Origin of the sequence: Methylophaga marina, from assembly GCF_030296755.1 — a bacterium.
GTDB lineage: Bacteria > Pseudomonadota > Gammaproteobacteria > Nitrosococcales > Methylophagaceae > Methylophaga > Methylophaga marina.
On sequence record NZ_AP027741.1, the window covers coordinates 1,412,725 to 1,431,355 of the forward strand.

General features: G+C 41.7%; 17 protein-coding genes and 2 pseudogenes. 7 read left to right on the plus strand and 12 right to left on the minus strand.

What is annotated here, in order from left to right; genetic code table 11:
* The first annotated feature begins 2 nt into the window (after window positions 1–2).
* Genes QUE24_RS07260 through QUE24_RS07270 form a run of 3 tightly spaced genes read left to right on the plus strand, consistent with a single transcriptional unit; the run spans window position 3 to window position 2,684 of the window.
* On the plus strand, window positions 3–1,316 hold the full coding sequence (locus tag QUE24_RS07260; RefSeq protein ID WP_286305932.1) for a S41 family peptidase: 1,314 nt from the start codon (window positions 3–5) through the stop codon (window positions 1,314–1,316).
* Window positions 1,317–1,326: 10 nt separating this feature from the next.
* Window positions 1,327–1,881 carry a DJ-1 family glyoxalase III gene (locus QUE24_RS07265; protein WP_286305933.1) on the plus strand — a complete coding sequence of 185 codons (555 nt, stop codon included), beginning with the start codon at window positions 1,327–1,329 and terminating at the stop codon, window positions 1,879–1,881.
* A gap of 5 nt (window positions 1,882–1,886) precedes the next feature.
* Complete coding sequence (locus tag QUE24_RS07270; protein ID WP_286305934.1) at window positions 1,887–2,684, plus strand: response regulator transcription factor; 798 nt, start codon at window positions 1,887–1,889, stop codon at window positions 2,682–2,684.
* A gap of 116 nt (window positions 2,685–2,800) precedes the next feature.
* Here QUE24_RS07270 and QUE24_RS07275 read toward each other — a convergent pair whose 3' ends face one another.
* Window positions 2,801–3,721 carry a LysR family transcriptional regulator gene (locus tag QUE24_RS07275; RefSeq protein WP_286305935.1) on the minus strand — a complete coding sequence of 307 codons (921 nt, stop codon included), beginning with the start codon at window positions 3,719–3,721 and terminating at the stop codon, window positions 2,801–2,803.
* 128 nt (window positions 3,722–3,849) lie between these two features.
* Between QUE24_RS07275 and QUE24_RS07280 the strand changes: the two genes are divergently transcribed.
* Window positions 3,850–4,089, plus strand: a complete 240-nt coding sequence (locus tag QUE24_RS07280) for a DUF2798 domain-containing protein (RefSeq protein ID WP_286305936.1) — start codon at window positions 3,850–3,852, stop codon at window positions 4,087–4,089.
* A gap of 85 nt (window positions 4,090–4,174) precedes the next feature.
* On the opposite strand, the gene QUE24_RS07285 is transcribed toward QUE24_RS07280, so the two are convergent.
* The 5 genes from QUE24_RS07285 to QUE24_RS07305 all read right to left on the minus strand — a co-directional run bounded on the left by QUE24_RS07285 (window position 4,175) and on the right by QUE24_RS07305 (window position 8,467).
* Window positions 4,175–5,041 (minus strand): DNA ligase, encoded by an 867-nt coding sequence (locus QUE24_RS07285; protein WP_286305937.1) that lies wholly within the window; start codon window positions 5,039–5,041, stop codon window positions 4,175–4,177.
* 70 nt (window positions 5,042–5,111) lie between these two features.
* Window positions 5,112–5,798 carry a (5-formylfuran-3-yl)methyl phosphate synthase gene (locus QUE24_RS07290; RefSeq protein ID WP_286305938.1) on the minus strand — a complete coding sequence of 229 codons (687 nt, stop codon included), beginning with the start codon at window positions 5,796–5,798 and terminating at the stop codon, window positions 5,112–5,114.
* Window positions 5,788–6,366 (minus strand): DUF447 domain-containing protein, encoded by a 579-nt coding sequence (locus QUE24_RS07295; protein ID WP_286305939.1) that lies wholly within the window; start codon window positions 6,364–6,366, stop codon window positions 5,788–5,790. Before QUE24_RS07295 ends, QUE24_RS07290 begins: the two co-directional genes overlap by 11 nt.
* On the minus strand, window positions 6,366–7,910 hold the full coding sequence (locus tag QUE24_RS07300; protein ID WP_286305940.1) for a DUF6513 domain-containing protein: 1,545 nt from the start codon (window positions 7,908–7,910) through the stop codon (window positions 6,366–6,368). The genes QUE24_RS07295 and QUE24_RS07300 overlap by 1 nt, the downstream gene beginning before the upstream one ends.
* 8 nt (window positions 7,911–7,918) lie before the next feature.
* Window positions 7,919–8,467 carry a flavoprotein gene (locus tag QUE24_RS07305; protein ID WP_286305941.1) on the minus strand — a complete coding sequence of 183 codons (549 nt, stop codon included), beginning with the start codon at window positions 8,465–8,467 and terminating at the stop codon, window positions 7,919–7,921.
* A 140-nt stretch (window positions 8,468–8,607) separates the two neighbouring features.
* Here QUE24_RS07305 and QUE24_RS07310 point away from each other — a divergent pair, with 140 nt between their 5' ends.
* On the plus strand, window positions 8,608–9,921 hold the full coding sequence (locus QUE24_RS07310) for an NAD(P)/FAD-dependent oxidoreductase (RefSeq protein ID WP_286305942.1): 1,314 nt from the start codon (window positions 8,608–8,610) through the stop codon (window positions 9,919–9,921).
* 59 nt (window positions 9,922–9,980) lie between these two features.
* Here the strand turns inward: QUE24_RS07310 and QUE24_RS07315 are convergent, their stop codons facing one another.
* The 4 genes and pseudogenes from QUE24_RS07315 to rd form a co-directional block, all read right to left on the minus strand.
* A complete protein-coding gene (locus tag QUE24_RS07315) occupies window positions 9,981–10,544 on the minus strand; it encodes a cytochrome b (RefSeq protein WP_286305943.1) in 564 nt (187 codons plus the stop codon).
* An 88-nt stretch (window positions 10,545–10,632) separates the two neighbouring features.
* Window positions 10,633–13,052 (minus strand): annotated as a pseudogene (gene gyrB, locus QUE24_RS07320) (DNA topoisomerase (ATP-hydrolyzing) subunit B).
* A gap of 57 nt (window positions 13,053–13,109) precedes the next feature.
* Window positions 13,110–14,210 carry a DNA replication/repair protein RecF gene (gene recF / locus QUE24_RS07325; protein WP_286305944.1) on the minus strand — a complete coding sequence of 367 codons (1,101 nt, stop codon included), beginning with the start codon at window positions 14,208–14,210 and terminating at the stop codon, window positions 13,110–13,112.
* 123 nt (window positions 14,211–14,333) lie between these two features.
* Entirely contained in the window at window positions 14,334–14,498 is a 165-nt protein-coding gene (gene rd, locus QUE24_RS07330) for a rubredoxin (protein ID WP_286305945.1), read from the minus strand.
* Between the two features lie 191 nt (window positions 14,499–14,689).
* On the opposite strand from rd, the gene QUE24_RS07335 reads away from it, so the two are divergent.
* The gene (locus QUE24_RS07335; protein WP_286305946.1) at window positions 14,690–15,616 is read left to right on the plus strand and encodes a hydrogen peroxide-inducible genes activator; all 927 of its coding nucleotides are present in this window, start codon (window positions 14,690–14,692) and stop codon (window positions 15,614–15,616) included.
* Here the strand turns inward: QUE24_RS07335 and QUE24_RS07340 are convergent.
* Window positions 15,598–16,134: an SCO family protein gene (locus QUE24_RS07340; RefSeq protein WP_286305947.1), complete on the minus strand. Its 537-nt coding sequence runs from the start codon at window positions 16,132–16,134 to the stop codon at window positions 15,598–15,600. The two genes, QUE24_RS07335 and QUE24_RS07340, sit on opposite strands and share 19 nt — an antisense overlap.
* A 238-nt stretch (window positions 16,135–16,372) precedes the next feature.
* On the opposite strand from QUE24_RS07340, the pseudogene murJ reads away from it, so the two are divergent.
* Window positions 16,373–17,817: pseudogene (murJ, locus tag QUE24_RS07345) on the plus strand (murein biosynthesis integral membrane protein MurJ).
* A gap of 47 nt (window positions 17,818–17,864) precedes the next feature.
* On the opposite strand, the gene QUE24_RS07350 reads toward murJ, so the two are convergent.
* Window positions 17,865–18,545, minus strand: coding sequence for an OmpW/AlkL family protein (locus QUE24_RS07350; RefSeq protein WP_286305948.1), 681 nt, complete (start codon window positions 18,543–18,545; stop codon window positions 17,865–17,867).
* Window positions 18,546–18,631 lie beyond the last annotated feature (86 nt).

Below are 18,631 nucleotides of genomic sequence, written 5' to 3' on the forward strand. Positions count from 1 at the left end.
ATATGAGTTTGTTTAAACGTGATTTCGGCTTAATTACCAGCGGCGTAATTTTAGGTGCCACCCTCGTATTTGGCCAAATGGTTTTTGCTGACAGGGAAGCCACTAAACCCGATCTACCTCTTGAAGACTTGCGAACTTTTTCTGAGATTTTTGGCAGAATAAAAAGCAGTTATGTAGAGCCAGTAGAAGATAAACAATTATTAGAAAATGCCATTCGCGGCATGCTTTCTGGTCTGGATCCACACTCGACATACTTGGATAAAGATCAGTTCAAAGAGTTACGTGAAGGCACCTCTGGCGAGTTCGGTGGTTTAGGTATCGAAGTCAGTATGGAAGATGGCTTTGTCAAAGTAGTGACACCTATTGATGATACCCCTGCAGCTAAAGCCGGTATCAAGCCAGGTGATTTAATTATTCGTCTTGATGATACGCCAGTTAAAGGAATGACACTGAACGATGCCGTTGACATCATGCGCGGCAAACCTGGTACGGATCTGATGCTAACCGTCATTCGTGAAGGCGAAGATACACCGCTAAAAATTAATATCACTCGTGCCATTATCAAAGTGGAGAGTGTTAAGAAAAGAATGTTGGAACCCGGTTATGCCTATGTTCGGATTTCTACCTTCCAGTCTCGAACGGGTGAAAGCTTAAGAGAAGCTATTTCTGACCTGAAAAAAGAAAATAATGGCGCCTTAAACGGACTGGTTCTGGATTTACGTAACAATCCAGGTGGCGTACTAGATGCCGCCGTTGAAGTTTCTGATGCTTTCATAGAAAAAGGCCTTATTGTTTATACCGAAGGTCGTATTGCAGACTCAGATCAGAAATTCCATGCGACGCCAGACGATATGTTGAAAAGCGCGCCACTCGTTGTCTTAGTCAACGGTGGCTCTGCTTCCGCTTCTGAGATTGTGGCTGGTGCCTTACAGGATCATGACCGTGCCGTCATTATGGGAACAAAAACCTTCGGTAAAGGCTCTGTCCAAACAGTGATGCCTCTTACCAATGACACAGCTGTGAAGATGACGACTGCTCGCTATTACACGCCATCAGGTCGCTCAATTCAAGCAGAAGGTATTGTGCCTGATATTGAGCTTAAACCCGTGCATATTTCAGCCATCGAAGATGCAGAGTTTACGCCTCTTCGTGAGCGTGATTTGGCACATCATCTTATGAATGGTGATGAAGAAGAAGAGACCGATGCAAAACAGAACCAGGCTGATAAAGAGAAAGAGCAGCCGCTAGAAGTCTCTGATTATGCTTTATCTCAAGCACTTAATTTGTTGAAGGGAATGACCATCCTTAAAAAATAAAGGATAGCTTATGTCTACTGTATTGATACCTCTCGCCGAGGGTTTTGAAGAGATTGAAGCGGTTACCGTTATCGATCTACTGAGAAGAGCAGAGATCAATGTAGTAACGGCTAGCCTTAGCCAGCGACATCAGGTTACAGGCAGTAGACAGATTGTTCTGTTTGCTGACCATTTACTTGAGGATATGGTTAACGCTGATTTTGACATGATTGTTTTGCCGGGCGGACAGCCCGGCACAAACAATCTTAATCAAGACTCCCGTATTTCAGTGTTATTACAAAAGCAGTTAAATGCTAATAAACACATCGCTGCCATTTGTGCTGCTCCGCTGGTACTAGCTCATGCTAAAATTCTCAATCAGCATAAAGCCACTTGCTATCCGGGAGCAATAAAGCAAGAAGATTGGCCTGAAATCTCACTTTCCGATGAGTCTGTTATCGTCGATGACAGAATAATTACTTCAAAAGGACCTGGTACAGCGATGGATTTTGCCTTAACCCTTATTGAAGTTATGACAAACCATCAAACTCGACATACCGTTGAACAAGATTTGGTAAGAAAGTAAAACCTATGGCCTTACTTACAGCTAACGATTTGTCTATTCTTCTGGTTGAACCATCAGCCATGCAGCTCAAACTGATTATGCGTCATCTGCATGAAGAGGGTGTGCATAAAATTGATGGTGTCAGCAGCGGTAAAGAAGCATTAGACTTTATTGATAAATATCCGCCAGATCTGGTCATTACCGCCATGTATTTACCGGATATGACTGCCAATGAGCTTATAGAGACCGTTATACACAAACACCCTCAACTGAATATGTCCTATATGCTGATCTCAAGTGAAAAAGGGCATGCGGCACTTGAACCCGTTAGGCAAGCTGGTGTGATTGCCATTCTACCTAAACCCTTCGATCATAAAGATCTACAACGTGCTATCAGAGCCACACTCGATATCATTGATCCGGAAGAGATTACTCTTGAAAGCTATGATGTGAGTGAACTCAGTTTGTTGGTGGTAGATGACAGCCTGACATCGCGTAATCACATTATGCGTATTTTTAGTACGATGGGGATCTTACATATTGATGATGCCGAAAATGGCCGCAAAGCATTAGATAAGATCAATGAAAACCATTATGACCTCATTGTGACTGATTTGAATATGCCGGAAATGGATGGGCATGAATTAGTACAATACATCAGAAATGATATGGGTAATGACGCTATCCCCATCATGATACTCACCACCGAAAATAATGAAGCACGATTAGGGCAGGTCGAGCAGGCCGGAGTCTCAGCCATTCTCAACAAACCTTTCGAGCCGCATACCATTCGCGAAATGTTATTCCGTTTACTTGACTCATAAAAGAATTTTGTCGCTACATTGCTTGATATCAAGCCTATCATCATAGTTCGTTTTTTTAGCTGATTACACTGTTCAGCTCTGTCTGATAAGAGGAATAACTTATTCGCACCCACCTATTATAGCCAGTTGGTCGGTAAATTCTGATGCAAAAACTCCTGCAGAACCCTAACTTTTAATGTTTTAGCAAAACGATCAGCGACACAAAAATAATAGTCTAATGGCTCAGGCTCACCATGAAGCTCTGTATGACTTCCCTCCTCAAATAAAGAAATAAGCCTGCCTTCCGCCACATGTTGAGTCACAACAAAAGCGGCGATTCTAGCAATACCTCCTCCAGCGAGTGTGATATTAGCCAACATATCGATATCATCACAAACCATGGCTGTTCTCACTTCAGGCTGAAAGCGTTGCCCATGCCGTAAAAATGACCAGCCTACAATTTTCTCATCAACAGGTATCTTAAATAACAAACATCTATGCTGACGTAATTCAGCGATGGAATCCGGTATACCGTTTTTATTCAGATACTCTGGCGACGCACAATAAACTAACGGAACCGTGGTTAGTCTGTTCGCCACCAGACTGTCATCTAACTGCTCACGTATTCTGATGCTGACATCAATACCTTCCTGTCGATGATCGACATGTCTGTCACTGGCAATCAGCTCTATACTCAAATCCGGATATTGTTCATAAAATATGGGGAGGAGGGGAGCGAGAACATGTCGTGCAAATGCAGCTGAGCAGGCTATTTTTAGTCTTCCAGACACCTTGCCTTCTACGTATGAAACGGCCTCAGCTGCCAACTCCATTTCCTGCAATAAACCCTTAACACGCTGGTAATACACCTCACCAGTATCGGTCAATGCCAGACTTCTTGTTGTTCTGGTCAATAAACGTGTACCAAGAGATGACTCTAAGCGTGCAATATTTTGGCTGACCGCTGCGGCACTTATGCCAAGTCTTCTTGATGCCGCGGCAAGACTACCTAACTCCACCGATCTGACAAAACTCTCAACGCCACGCATTGTGTCCATTTGTACTTTACCAACAATAATAATGAAAAATTAATAAGCTTAGCTTAACAGTAAAATTAGTTTATATGGACTACAAACTTAACAATAGCAAGACTAAACTGCTCACATTGCTTAAGAGGAGTTAATTAATGAATACAAAAAAATTACCCGTTAAACTCACGTCGTATGTTTTTGCACTTTATATGGCAGGTATTATGGCCTTCTTAATGTGCTTAATTATTACTGGCGTTACTCAGGGCCTATCCTCACACTACATCAGTGATGCCCTAAACGCATACAAAGTTGCCATGCCCGCCGCCTTTATTTGTATTCTTATTGTTAGACCTTTTGTGGCTTTTCTGGTGAAAAAAACCGTGCATATGGCCTAAGTGTTCTCATACAGTGATATCAAGCTCAACCATGTCTCTGGTTGAGCTTGTACTGCACTGAAAAAACTAAAAAAGTGAAACAGGTTTAATCCAGATCGGTCTCGCGAATACGCAAAAAGCGGGCAAACCGAGGCAATCCAGTTTTAGTAACCCCCTGATAACGATAGGTAATGACACTGCCGATGGGAGGTGGGTTAATACGGTCTTGATCTGATAAGCCGCTACCGATCGAAAAGACCCGGCCTTGCTTATTTTTAACACGTAATGCGCCTAACTGATTAGTGTATTTACCTTTGCCTGGCAAATGCGCAATAACGGTGGCTTCAGCATCATCATATGGCTTGAGTTTTAATAAAGCCTGCGTTCTCCCACCGTGATGTTTAGCTGACGCCAGATGTAAAATCAGACCTTCAGCACCGTGTTCTATCTTATCTTGTAACAGGTCTTGTAAAGCCGTTTTGTTTATCAGCCGATATTGTTTAACAGGTTTAATATGTGGCAGATTTAGTTTTGTGATTAAACTTGTGTAGTTTTGATAACGTTGTTCAAAAGGCAGTTCACGATCGGGCATATCAAACACCCGATAACTCACTTTTCGCCAAGCTTCATCATCCGGTATTTGTGTTCTTATAATGCCACTGAGCCGTGCAAAGTCTTGATGTTTAGTCCACAACTCACCATCCAACCATACATCGGGTAGGGAAGCAGTAAACCAGTCTGGGGCGTTGATAATATTGCCACTACGGGTCAGAAGTTGTTGACCTGTCCAGATAGCCCGTACACCATCGAACTTTTCACTGACGAGATAGGCAGATACTGGCTCAGTCCTCTCTGGCTTATAGACACTGGCCAGTTGCACGGGTGGCATAGTCTGAGCAGCATGAACTAGCCCATTAAGACTAAGCAGGGTGAAAATGAAAACAACAGTGATAGCACGCTGTATACGTGGCATATTTGCCTCCTTGCAAATTAATTAATAGTAATTGCCTCTGGCATCCTGCCAATAGACGTCTTGACTCGGTTTACTCTAACTCTGATGCGATTGTTTGAGCTAATGTCGCTGACAGTGATGCGTTTCTTCTGCGCTCAGGACACAGAGCACTACGGAATCCCAGATAGTCGGGTTTTAATGCGCGTAGGGTAGCAATATCCTCAATGCGTAAAGCACCTGCCAAGCCACATAAACTTTCTGCGTTTTTCACTATGTTTACAAACGCTGTCAACGCATCAATTGACCATAAATCCAATAAAGAGCGACCATTTTTTTCTGCGGTATCAACCATCACACCGCTAAAACCTGCTTTTAGAACCTGTTCTATTACATCAGTTTCATAATTACGATCAGCAAATATCACAGCAATTACCGGCGTGGTGAGTTGTTTGATAACTGGCGTTAATGCTTGTAAACAGTCCGCTTGTTCTTCACCTCCGAATAAGCCAATTTTGACATAATCCACGCCTGTTCCAACCATATTCATGATTGCCGGCTCAATGACATCAAACTGCATTGGCAAATCACCAATTGTCGCGCTGGTTAGACAACGTCCCGATACCGACTTAACAATATCTTCCACTATATCTACAGGCAAAGCGCCTAAGGCCCCTTTTGCCGGCTGTTTCATATCAAGAATATCTGGCAGACAGCCATTGAGGCTCTGAGCTTCTTCCAATGACTGTACACTGGCTAGCCATTTTGTATTATTCGACATTGATACCTGCTTCTCTCACCTTTTTCATTAACCAGCCCCACGCTTCCCACTCGCGTTCACCCGCTGTTTTTTCCATACCGATGGTCAAATAGTCAATTTCATCGCGAATTTTTTGTTCTGGCAACATCGACAAACGGCTAACCAATATGGCGGCTTCAATGACGGCACTTTGTGCACGGTTATATCCACGAAATAAGCCATGTTGCTGTTCATGTACAACATCGCCATAAAAACAGGCGCGGGGATCATCGTCATCAACATTCTGGATAGCTATTTCTGTGTGGCTAAGTGCATTTGTTAAATAGAGACTATCTATCTTTTCACATGCTGAAGATGGCCATTGTCGGTGCCCGGTTAATGCTCCTGCAAACACGCGTACATCATCCGTGTAGTTAATACTACATGAGCGATGACGCATTAAGTTATTGTAAGTTGTCGATGGTTTAAAAGGTTTTATTTGAAAGTAACCATTTACTTCACTAACACCCATAGGCGCATGATGTGCTGTACCATCAGCATTTTTTGTCGTCACAATAACTTCATGAATTTTTGCGGTCAGCCGTACCACTAGGATGCTCCTTTTTTATTTTTCTTAGGTTCAGCCGTACCACACGCCGTGCGAGTTTTTTTGACTTTTGGGGCATGCTCGTCACGGACGACTTTTTTCATACTCTCTCTTGGTGTATCGGTTTTATCTGCTGTACCGCAGGCACGATCTTTCTTGGTTTTTTTCATGGTGGTACCTTCCACCTTTTGCTCTGTTAAATCTTCTTCTGCCACATCAACGGCACAACCCCATTGTAAATCTTCATCTTGGGTATAACGCTTACCTAACTGCCAGGCGACTTCGGCGCGGGCCAGTTCAACACCAAGATAAAATGCATGGCCGGGATCATTCTCTACGTCTAGATGGGGATAGAATTCAAATGGATCAATATCCTGCACAATACCATCACGATTGAACATAAAAATGCCTTCTTTTGCGACTTTTATCCGGTAGTTCGGGTCTCGAATCGTGTCGGCCAAAGCATGAATTTCATCAGCAGTATCCGTAAACGGGTGTCGTTCGTGTGACACCAACAAGTCACCTGTAAAATCTCTTGGTAGACTATTATCCTGTTTGGCGGCAAACATCATTCGTCTCGCCACATCGGCTTCACGTATGGCCCGTCGTGCATGCGAGCTAACTTCTGTTGCTAATACACAGTTAATATTTAACTCAGAAATCATGCCAAATAACATGGCATTGATTCCGGTAGTATCCGCGTCAGTTAACTCTGTCAGATTACCTACTCCCATCATGATCGGCGCATCAGGGTATTTCCGCCGTAATTCATGGTAACGAACAATTGAGGCCGTTAAACCAAAATGAATGGGATCTAAAATCGGATCTGCCACCCACGGTTTACCAATTTTATCCATGGCTTCCATAGCTCGCTCCAGTGAGGCAAGGGAACCTGGCTCAGCAGGAACTAAAATTGGGACGGCGTCTGTTTCTTTTGCCAGATCAATCGTTTTTTCAGTCAAACTTAATAAATAGTCAGCACCTGCTTTGGACGCACGCTGCAGGTCATGAATCGAAAGTGAGTCCACACTCACTTTAAAACCATTATCATGTAATGCTGCAATAGCTTCTTCCATTAATGGAAATTTTTCTTCAGGTAAACAGCCAATATCAATAACATCCGCCCCTTGGCTAGCATAATACCGGGCACGTTCTAACAGACTTTCAATAGAGCGTTCAGGAGCATCGACGATTTCGGCAAATATTTTGACAGCGTGGTGAGATAAATCTGGTTTTTTACGGGCTTTACCAAACTGCATTGGTAGATCTTTGATTTCATCTGGGCCACGCGTAATTTTAATACCCAGATCTTGGCTTAGTAGCTCGAGGTCTCCTCGACAGCGGCCTGGGACTATGATTTCATCAAACCCTTCAAAATCTTCAGGCTTGAGTCGTCTACCTATCATTTTATCTGTCATCAATGCTGCGACAGACACGCCTATCTGATGAACTCGATACTCAAAGGGGAGTGGCGCCATTTCTTCCAACACTTTATGCACACTGGGCTCAGCCAGTTTGCCTGTAAGAAATAATATCTTCCTCGCCATCAGAGGTACTAACCGACCTCAGCCAGACGTTGCTTCAGTACATTGAATAATTCATCAGCATTATCTACCACGGTTGTTGCCTCGAACTGTTTTAATGTAGCCGTATGTTGTAGATCTATCGCTCTGGGTGAAACATGCACAATTCTGTCTGGTGCAGGGGTATCTATTTCTGGTTCAGAATCACAGGCGAGCACAATGCTTGGTATACGACATTTTCCTGCTTGGGCATATATATTCGTTACCAAAGTATCAGATAAGCCCATGACCATCTTAGCAACGGTGTTAGACGTAGCTGGAGCTACAACAAGACTATGATAATCACCTCGATAAAATAAACCGACTGGCGGTGAGCTCGCCGCTCTATCACGGTAGACTCGTCCCTCTGGTACGAATGATTTTGGATCATAGCCATACATCCTTACAACTTCTTCACCAGCTCGGCTGTAAAACAAGTCCACGTCATCTAACTCATGGACAATTTCCAAACATTCTTTCAGATAATGTCCTGAGCCTGTAATAGCCCAAGCCAGACGTGGTTTTTCAGGCCTTGCTTGCATTTTGTTTCTCTGTGAATAAGTTAAGACGTAAATTTTGCCAGACTAAGTACACTTAGTAAAAATAAGATAGGTTTTATAGGGTTTTTTACGTTAAAATCGATAACTCATTGTAATTTTGCGTCAGATTGGAGTCTTTGCGAATGTCTAACAGTATTCCAAAAATTGTGGTTGTCGGAGGCGGGGCAGGTGGTCTTGAATTAGTCACTAAACTCGGCAAAAAGTTGGGTAAAAAAGGCAAAGCTGAAATTACGCTTGTCGATAATACACATACACACATATGGAAACCGCTTCTTCATGAGGTTGCTGCTGGTACACTCGATTCGCATGAAGATGAAATTGAGTACTTGAGTCAAGCCAATGCCAGTGGATTTCGTTTCCGTTTGGGTAAAATGGATGGCTTAGACAGAGACCGTAAGACTATCTCTCTGGCCCCCACGCTGAATCAAGATGGGGTGGAAATTATCCCACGTCGTGAATTTGAATACGACTACCTTGTTATATCTGTAGGTAGCGTTAGTCATGACTTTGGTATCAAAGGTGTTCGTGATCACTGCTTATTCCTTGATACAACCAAGCAAGCCGAATCTTTCCAAAACAAATTACTTGAAGCCTATCTTCGCGCGCACACTCAAGGTAAGCCTTTGCACGAAGGTCAGTTGAACATTGCTATTGTTGGTGCAGGCGCCACAGGTATTGAGCTTAGTGCTCAACTTCACGAAGTTTCTCACTTACTCACAGCTTATGGGCTTGATGAAGTACAGCCACAAGACGTCAAGATTAGCATTATTGAAGCAGCCAATCGTGTTTTACCTGGCTTACCAGAAAATCTCTCTGCGGCTACAACGGATGAATTGACGAAGTTAGGCGTTGACGTTCTTACTGGAGAACGCGTTGTTGAGGTCAATGACAAGGCTATATTCACAGAAAGTGGAAAAACCATTCCGGCTGCCATTAAAGTATGGGCGGCAGGTATCAAAGCGCCAGAGTTCTTAAAAGATATCGCTGGACTTGAAACCAATTGGATGAACCAATTGGTTGTAAGACAAACATTACAAACGACCTTAGATGATGATATCTATGCCATCGGGGATTGTTGTGCATGTAAGTGGCAGGGACATGATGAGAACGTACCACCACGTGCTCAAGCAGCTCATCAAATGGCATCTGTTGTGTATAAATCTATTCGTAATCGCATGGCAGGTAAGGTTGCCCCTGAATTTGAATACCATGACTATGGCTCACTAGTATCGTTAGGTAAATACAGTACTGTTGGTAATTTGATGGGTAACCTAAGTAAAGGTAGCATGATGATTGAGGGTTTCATGGCGCGCCTGATGTATCTTTCTTTATATAAGATGCACCAAGTTGCACTGTTTGGTCCTTTCCGGGTTGCTATGCTCTCTCTGTCGCATATCTTCAGACGTAGTGTTCACCCTAAAATCAAACTACACTAAACACTTGCTACATCTCATAAAAAAGGCCCTTTATAGGGCCTTTTTTATATTCTCTACATCTACTTTTTGGAAAACAATGACATGCGTTGAGTAATACCATTATTATTTATTCGGTGTTTTACTGCTGCACCTATATGCAAAAGTAATAATGCAATTAACGTAAATGCCAACACTTCATGTATTTCACTGAAGTACTCCCTCATATCTGGGTCTGCCTCCGCCAGGCGCGGTAAAACTATTCCCCACAGTTTCGTATCGTATTTACTGTACATTGATTGTAGATAGCCCGTTAGTGGCATAGCAATCATTAACACATACAATAGCCCGTGGACGCCGCCAGAGAGCTTCTGTTGCCATAATGGGATAGAAGAGGGAAGAGAGGGTGCTGGATGAAATATACGCCACGCTACACGCATTAAAATCAGTACAGCGATACTGATCCCCAAGGATTTATGTAATAAAAACCAAAATGCCCGAACACTTTCTTGACCTTCAGGCAACTCCCATTCTTTCGGAAGCTGAACCATGTATAGTCCGATTGCGATCATGGCTAGAATGGCGAACGCAATTAACCAATGTAACCATCGCTGTACCAAGTCGTACTGTTTTATCTGTTCGGGCATATAATTTCCTTCACTTTCTTTTTATGCATAAAAAAGCCACACAACCTTGCGGCTGTATGACTTATTTTACTCAGGAAAGATTCCTATATTAGATATCTAAATTTGACACCTGTAACGCATGCGTCTCAATAAACTCTCTTCTTGGTTCAACATTATCACCCATCAGTGTATTGAACGTCTCGTCAGCGACGATAGCATCATTGATTTTCACCTGTAAAAGTCGACGTTTATCTTTATCCATTGTGGTTTCCCACAACTGATCAGGATTCATTTCACCTAGGCCTTTATAACGTTGAACATGTTGGCCACGGCGTGCTTCAGCTAGCAACCAACTCACGGCTTGTGAGAAATAACTAATCTCTTGCTGCCTTTCACCACGTTCTACCCTTGCACCCTCACCAAACAACCCATTGATTTTATTAGAAAATGCAAGGATTTTTTGATACTCAGTGCTATCAAAGAATTCACCAGGGATATGGTAGTCTGTGCTGATACCATGTCGACTGTAGCTGATATTGATCAAACCAACTGGGTCATTTTCCTGTGTTTTAATACTCAGTTTAAACTGCGTACCTGTTGGTAAACCTTTATTGAGTTCCACCTCGATGACTGATAACCAGCTATTTATCGCATCACTATCACTCATTTCTGGAATCTGAGGCTGATAAACAAGCTTATCAAGAAACGCAGGATAATAATGATTAGACAATCTGCCAATTATTGAATTGACCGTTTGGTATTCAGTGACCAAAGATGCTAACGCACTGCCCTCGATAGCATTGGCCTCTTCTGTTGGGAATAACTTGGCATTTGTCAATGCAACCTCTGTTAGATAACGCTCCATTTCTGCATCATCTTTCACGTAACGCTCTTGTTTACCTTTCTTAATTTTATAAAGCGGTGGCTGTGCAATATAGACATGACCACGTTCAATCAACTCTGGCATTTGTCGATAGAAAAATGTTAATAGCAATGTTCGGATGTGTGAGCCATCAACGTCCGCATCGGTCATAATAATTATGTGGTGGTATCTGAGTTTTTCAGGATCGTATTCATCACGGCCGATTCCACATCCTAATGCGGTTATTAATGTGCCTACCTCAGCAGAGCTGATCATTTTGTCAAAACGCGCTCTTTCTACATTAAGAATCTTTCCTTTCAACGGTAGAATTGCCTGCGTTCTTCTATCACGACCTTGCTTGGCGCTGCCGCCCGCTGAGTCCCCTTCCACTAAAAAAGTTCTGAGAGGGCAGGGTCTCTCTCCTGACAATCGGCCAATTTACCAGGCAGACCGGCTATATCGAGTACGCCTTTTCTGCGCGTAAGTTCTCTAGCTTTTCTTGCGGCATCACGTGCACGAGCAGCATCAATCATTTTGTTAGCGATTAATTTTGCATCAGTAGGGTTCTCAATTAAGAAGTCATGGAAGAACTCGTTCACATAAGACTCAACAATCGTTCTTACTTCTGATGAAACCAGTTTATCTTTAGTTTGTGAACTGAATTTCGGATCAGGTACTTTTACGGATAGAACGGCGGTCAATCCTTCACGCGCATCATCACCACTTGTTGTCACTTTGGACTTCTTCGCTAGTCCTTCACTCTCAATGTACTGGTTGAGTGTTCTGGTCAATGCAGCACGGAAACCCGCTAAATGTGTTCCGCCATCGCGCTGCGGAATATTGTTTGTAAAACAATAAATATTTTCTTGATACGAGTCATTCCACTGCATCGATAACTCGACCGTTACATCATCTCTCATACCAGAAATTTTGATGATATTTTCGTGAATGAGATCTTTATTTTTATTCAAATGCTGAACAAAAGCAGTAATTCCGCCCTCATAAAAGAATGTTTCTGTTTTTTCATCACGCTCATCTGTTAAAACAATTCTGACCCCTGAGTTCAAAAAGGCTAGCTCTCTGATCCGTTTTGCCAGGATATTGTAATCAAACGTGACGTTAGTGAATGTTTCTTCACTTGGCCAAAACTGAATTTTCGTGCCTGTGATGTCTGTATCAGATACATCTGTTAATGCTGAATCTGGCACACCATGTGTGTAAGTTTGTTTATAAACCCGGTTGTGGCGATGAATTTCCATCGCTAATTTTTTTGATAAGGCATTTACGACAGAGACACCAACACCATGTAAACCGCCTGAAACTTTGTATGAATTGTCGTCAAACTTACCGCCTGCATGCAATACCGTCATGATAACTTCTGCTGCAGAGACACCTTCTTCTTCATGGATATCTACTGGAATACCCCGTCCATTGTCAATAACAGAGACGGAATCATCTGGGTGAATTCTCACCTGAATTTCACTACAGTGACCAGCTAACGCTTCGTCAATTGCATTATCCAAAACTTCAAAAACCATATGATGCAAGCCGGTACCATCATCGGTATCACCGATATACATACCAGGTCTTTTTCTTACCGCATCAAGTCCTTTTAGGACTTTTATATTTGAAGAATCGTATGTGTTGTTGTTTTTTTCCGTTGTCATAGTCAAACTATTCCTGGCCAAATGGAGGATGTGCTGAATAACCTTCTATTCTACTACTTATATAGAAGTGTTGACAGTCTCATTATCCTCTCTGATTTCTCCATGTTTCACGTGAAACACTTTCTCTTTTTCATTACTTATTAACCTAGCTAATTCAGTATTGGTACTTGTAATAAAAGTTTGTACGGGCAAACTTCTGAGTGTTTCCATTACTGTTTTTTGATGTTGCCAGTCTAATTCTGAGCTTAGGTCATCAAGCAATAAAATCGTATTTTTAACCCCTTTAATCTCCATCAATAGTGTTATCTGTGAGAGACACAATGACAAATAAAAGAGTTTTTGTTGACCACGGGATAACATTTCTTCAGGTGAATCATTGTTAATTCTTACCATCCAGTCTGCAGAGTGTGGTCCAGCTCGACTGTAACCTAAAATACGATCTCGCTCATAATTTTCAGCAAGTGTTTCGGGAAGTGATTTATCTTTATTCCATCCTTTGCTGTATCGAATTGTAAATTCACATTGATCAAAGGTCGGGCAAATTTTGCTAAATATAGGTTTGAATATATCAATAAGTCTATTGAGATAAGTAGTACGTAGGTCGGTAATTTGGTCACCATGTTTTACCAGATACTGATCCCATAGTTCTATTTCAGCTTTGGATTTCTTATTTTTCAGTGCTGCATTCTTTTGTATTAGTGCTTTTTTATATGTTTGCCAATGATAATTAAATTTATGTTCCACGTGAAACACACCCCAGTCGATCATGCGTCTTCTGAATTTTGGACCCAATTCAAAGAACTGATGACAGTTCGCAGAGATATATTGGAGTGGTGTGTTAACAGCAAGGTCAGAAAGTTTTTTTAGTGGGGCATTATTCAAGCGGATTTGAAGACCAGTGTTCGTATCAAAAAGTAAACCTACCGGTGTCATTTCCGATGAACGCGCAAAAACCGTGAATTGTGCATGCTCAAACTGAATGATGTTTTTTAAATTGCGCGAGCGAAACGAGCGACCCATAGCGAGCAAATGAATCGCTTCAAGAATGCTAGTCTTACCGGAGCCATTTTCGCCGATGAATAAGTTAATACCAACAGAAGGACTTAAAGAGACCTGGTTAATATTACGAAAATTTGAAAGCGTCAGATGTGATAACACAGAATCAGAGCTACAGGAATTAAAGCCATATTAGATATCATGCACTTGCTTTACATTGTTACAAAACAAATAAAAAGAATTAATATGGCTAAATGAATGTATCAATATAAATAATAATGAGGTTTAAATTTCTAGCATCTCAAAGTCATCTTTACCAACGCCACACTCTGGGCATTCCCAATCTTCAGGTATATCTTCCCAAGCCGTGCCAGGTGCAATACCTTCTTCAGGTAGGCCTTCAGCTTCGTCGTAAATAAATCCACAAACAATGCACTGCCACTTTTTCATACTGAAACTCCGAGATTTTTTAAGTTTATTTATGTGTGATGTTAACAAAATTGGGAGAGTTACGTTAGCGAAGTTTCAATAATGGAATAAAACTATTTACATTGTGACAGGTCGTACTTTTAAGACTTTTTAAATTAACTATATATTTATGCTATAACTTAATATTAGACAAATAAACGAAAAAGCCGATTATGCGACTCCCCACACTCAGACAACTTCAATACCTTACGGCAGTAGTAGAAGAAAAGCATTTTGGCCATGCCGCAGAGAAATGTTTTGTTACCCAATCAACATTAAGTGCCGGAATTCAAGATTTAGAGCAACTGCTTGAAGTCTCTTTATTAGAAAGAACGAATAGGAAAGTCTTACCAACTCCGATTGGAGAAGAAATTGCCAGCAGAGCACAACAAATATTGTCATTGAGTGAAGACCTTGTTGATCTGGCGTTATCAGAAAAAAATCCACTATCGGGTCGAATACAAATAGGGATTATTCCGACGATAAGTCCTTTTTTATTACCGAAAGTATTACCAACGGTTAGAAAGCAGTTACCAGAGCTGGAAATCGTATTAATAGAAGACCAATCGGAGCGACTTTTAGATCAGTTAGAAAGCGGTAATATTGACGTGGCGGTATTAGCATTTCCATACAACACACGTGGTCTCACACATAGAGAGTTTGCCAAAGAATCCTTCTGGATAGCGCTGCCTAAGAACCACCCCTTAGCTGAGAAAGAAGAATTAAAAGCGAGCGATTTACCTACAAACGAATTGCTTTTATTGGCAGAAGGGCATTGCTTGAGGGAGCACGCACTAAGTGCATGCCAATTGCCTGCATCCGCACAAAGAAAGAGTGTACAAGCGACAAGTCTTTATACACTGATTGAAATGGTCGCCAGTGGGTTGGGTATTACACTTATTCCAGACATGGCCGTTAATTCAGATATGGTTATTCATTCTGAGATTTGTTTAGTGCCCCTATCGGCAGATAACGATCAGGCATTAAGAGAGATTGGCCTGGTCTGGCGACCAAGCTTCAGAAGGACGGCGACGTTAGAACAATTAGCGAAGACTTTTTCTGATGCGCTCGCTGATACAAATTATTCACTACGTGCATAAAAATCGCGCAACCTGAAGAAAACATGCTGTATAGCAAGTGATGTAAATGGAGGTTTAAATACAGCATAGACACGACCTTGTGGATCGACTAGATAAATATAGTGTTGCTGCTCGACTTTATTACTGTTCTGATAACTTTCCGGTTCCAGGTATAAAAAATCAAAACTACTAATAACAGAATGAATAACATCAGCAGAACCACTATAAAGTTGTAGTGAGCTTTTAGGTAATGCAGAACTTTCGCCCTGATTGTCGAAGTTAATGAGTAAGAACTGGACTGTTTGCCCAGCAAATAAACGTTTAAGGTTTTGCATCACATCAATGACAACATCACATTCTGGCTGACAATGTGAGTGTGTGAAGTAGATAAAGCTCCAGCGACCATCAAAGCTGACATTCGTCAGAATCTGATTTGACTGACTATTAAGAACAAACTGAGGTAGTGTTTTAGGAGGTGAAATAAGAAACGGACTTAGCTCATCAGGAATATCTCGCCTATCTGGTTGCGAAATCTCCATCCGACTCACCCACAAAACTAAAATAATCAGGGTAATAGTGAGATATAACAGCAGAAAAGCCTTAGAATTGACACTTTTAATTGGCTTAAACATATAACATCTAACCTTGAATAGCCGGATGAACCCCTGTTGTGAGTAAAAAATGAGCGAGAAACTCTTCAAGTCTACCGCAGTTGTCAGTGTGATGACTTTTTTATCCCGGATATTGGGGTTTATTAGGGATATTGTCATAGCCAGAATGTTTGGCGCGGGCCTGGGAGCAGACGTATTTTTTGTCGCCTTCAAAATACCAAACTTTTTAAGACGCTTATTTGCAGAAGGGGCTTTTTCGCAGGCTTTTATACCAGTTCTTGCTGAGTTCAAAGAACATGGAGATAAACCTTTAAAAGACTTAATTGCCCAGACAAGCGGAACATTGGCTGTAATATTAACAATGATTACAGCAATAGGGATGATTGCCGCACCGGTCATCATCATGGTGTTTGCACCCGGTTTTATTGAAGATCCAGTAAAGGCAGATTTAGCTGCAGATTTACTGACGATCACATTTCCTTATATCTTCTTTATCTCTTTAACTGCACTTGCAGGATCCATTCTGAACAGCTTTGGCAAATTCGCCATCCCCGCATTTACACCGGTTTTTTTAAATATTTCATTGATTAGTACCGCAATATGGTTATCGCCTAATTTAAGTGAGCCAGTGACGGGCTTGGCCTGGGGGTCTTCATAGGCGGCCTTGTACAGTTTATTTTTCAATTACCTTTTCTGATAAAACTTGGATTATTACCCTGGCCAAAATGGGGATGGAAAAGTGAGGGTGTCAGAAAAATTACCAGATTAATGATACCCGCGATGTTTGGGGTATCAGTAGCACAAATAAATCTTCTATTAGATACCTTACTTGCCTCGTTTTTAGTGACGGGCAGTATTTCCTGGCTGTATTACTCAGATCGTCTTGTTGAGTTTCCATTAGGCGTTTTTGGCATCGCTTTGTCTACCGTCATTTTGCCGAGTCTTTCTAGAAAACATGCGGCCAAGTCGACAGAAGAATTCTCAGACACTATCGACTGGGCCTTACGCTGGGTATTTCTAATTGGTACACCAGCAGCGATAGGGCTTATTTACTTGGCAGAACCACTACTAATGACCTTGTTTCAATATGGCGAATTTACGGTGATGGATTCACATAAAGCTTCATTGAGTTTAATGGCTTATGGTTTGGGACTGTTGCCATTCATATTTATTAAAGTATTAGCGCCAGGTTATTACGCGAGGCAGGATACAAAAACTCCCGTGAAGATTGGCATTATTGCGATGATTAGTAATATGGCATTGAACGTCGTACTGATGATCTATCTTGATCATGTTGGTTTGGCATTAGCAACAGCACTGTCTGCCATGCTGAACGCGGGTTTGCTATATCACGGACTGAGGAAAAGATCCGTTTATACCCCCAATTCAGGCTGGGGTAAATTCTCATTAAAATTACTCATTGCTAATAGCGGTTTGTTCGTTTTTTTACTCCTACTTAATCCACAACACAATGAATGGGTAATATGGGATGCATGGCAACGAGCCGGACATTTATTCGGTCTGATCGTTGGTGCTGCAGTCACTTACTTCACTTTTTTACTCGTACTACGTATCAATCTAAAAAGTTTAGTCAGGCCAATAATGAGATAAAAAAAGGCCCTCCGAGGAGGGCCAAGCACTACGAGGACATAAATTTCTTAGAAGCGGCGTCCGATACCAATACCCCAAACGAATGGGTCAATATCTGCTTCAATTTTTGCTTTACCGACAGGTGTACCAGAGAAATGAGCTTCAGTATCAATATCGATGTATTTCACATCAAAGTTAACAAACCAATCGTCATTTAAAGCCACGTCTACACCGGCTTGTGCCGCTAGACCCCATGAACTATCCAATTTGACTTTCGCACCTGGAACATCCAGAACAGGGCCGTCCACTTCTTCGTCAAAAAAGTATGTGTAGTTGACACCGGCACCGATATAAGGACGAATGTTTGAATCAGGCATAAAATGATATTGCAACGTTAATGTAGGGGGTAATACTTTAGTATCAATAACATCACCTAGACCCTGAGCCGCCCAATAACCTTCAGATTTCACTGTATGTTGAGAATAACCAAGAATTAGCTCAACACCCCAGTTTTTAGTCATCATATAAGTGATATCTAATTCAGGAACAGTGTCAGAATTAACACTCACACCTTTTTGACCTGAATCTGCGCCACCTACATATAAGGTTCCACTATCATCATTAGGGTTGACGTTAATGATACGACCACGAACTAACCAGTCGCCTGCTTCATAGGCCATTGCTGGTGCAGCAACAGTAGAAAGACCTAATGTAGTAAGTAGTGCTGCAGCTAATGTTGTTGTTTTCATTTTTTCCTCCTGGGACAAACTATGTTCTGTAAGACATGGTTTGAATTTTACGGAGGTGTGGACTTAATGCATTGACCTGGATCAAT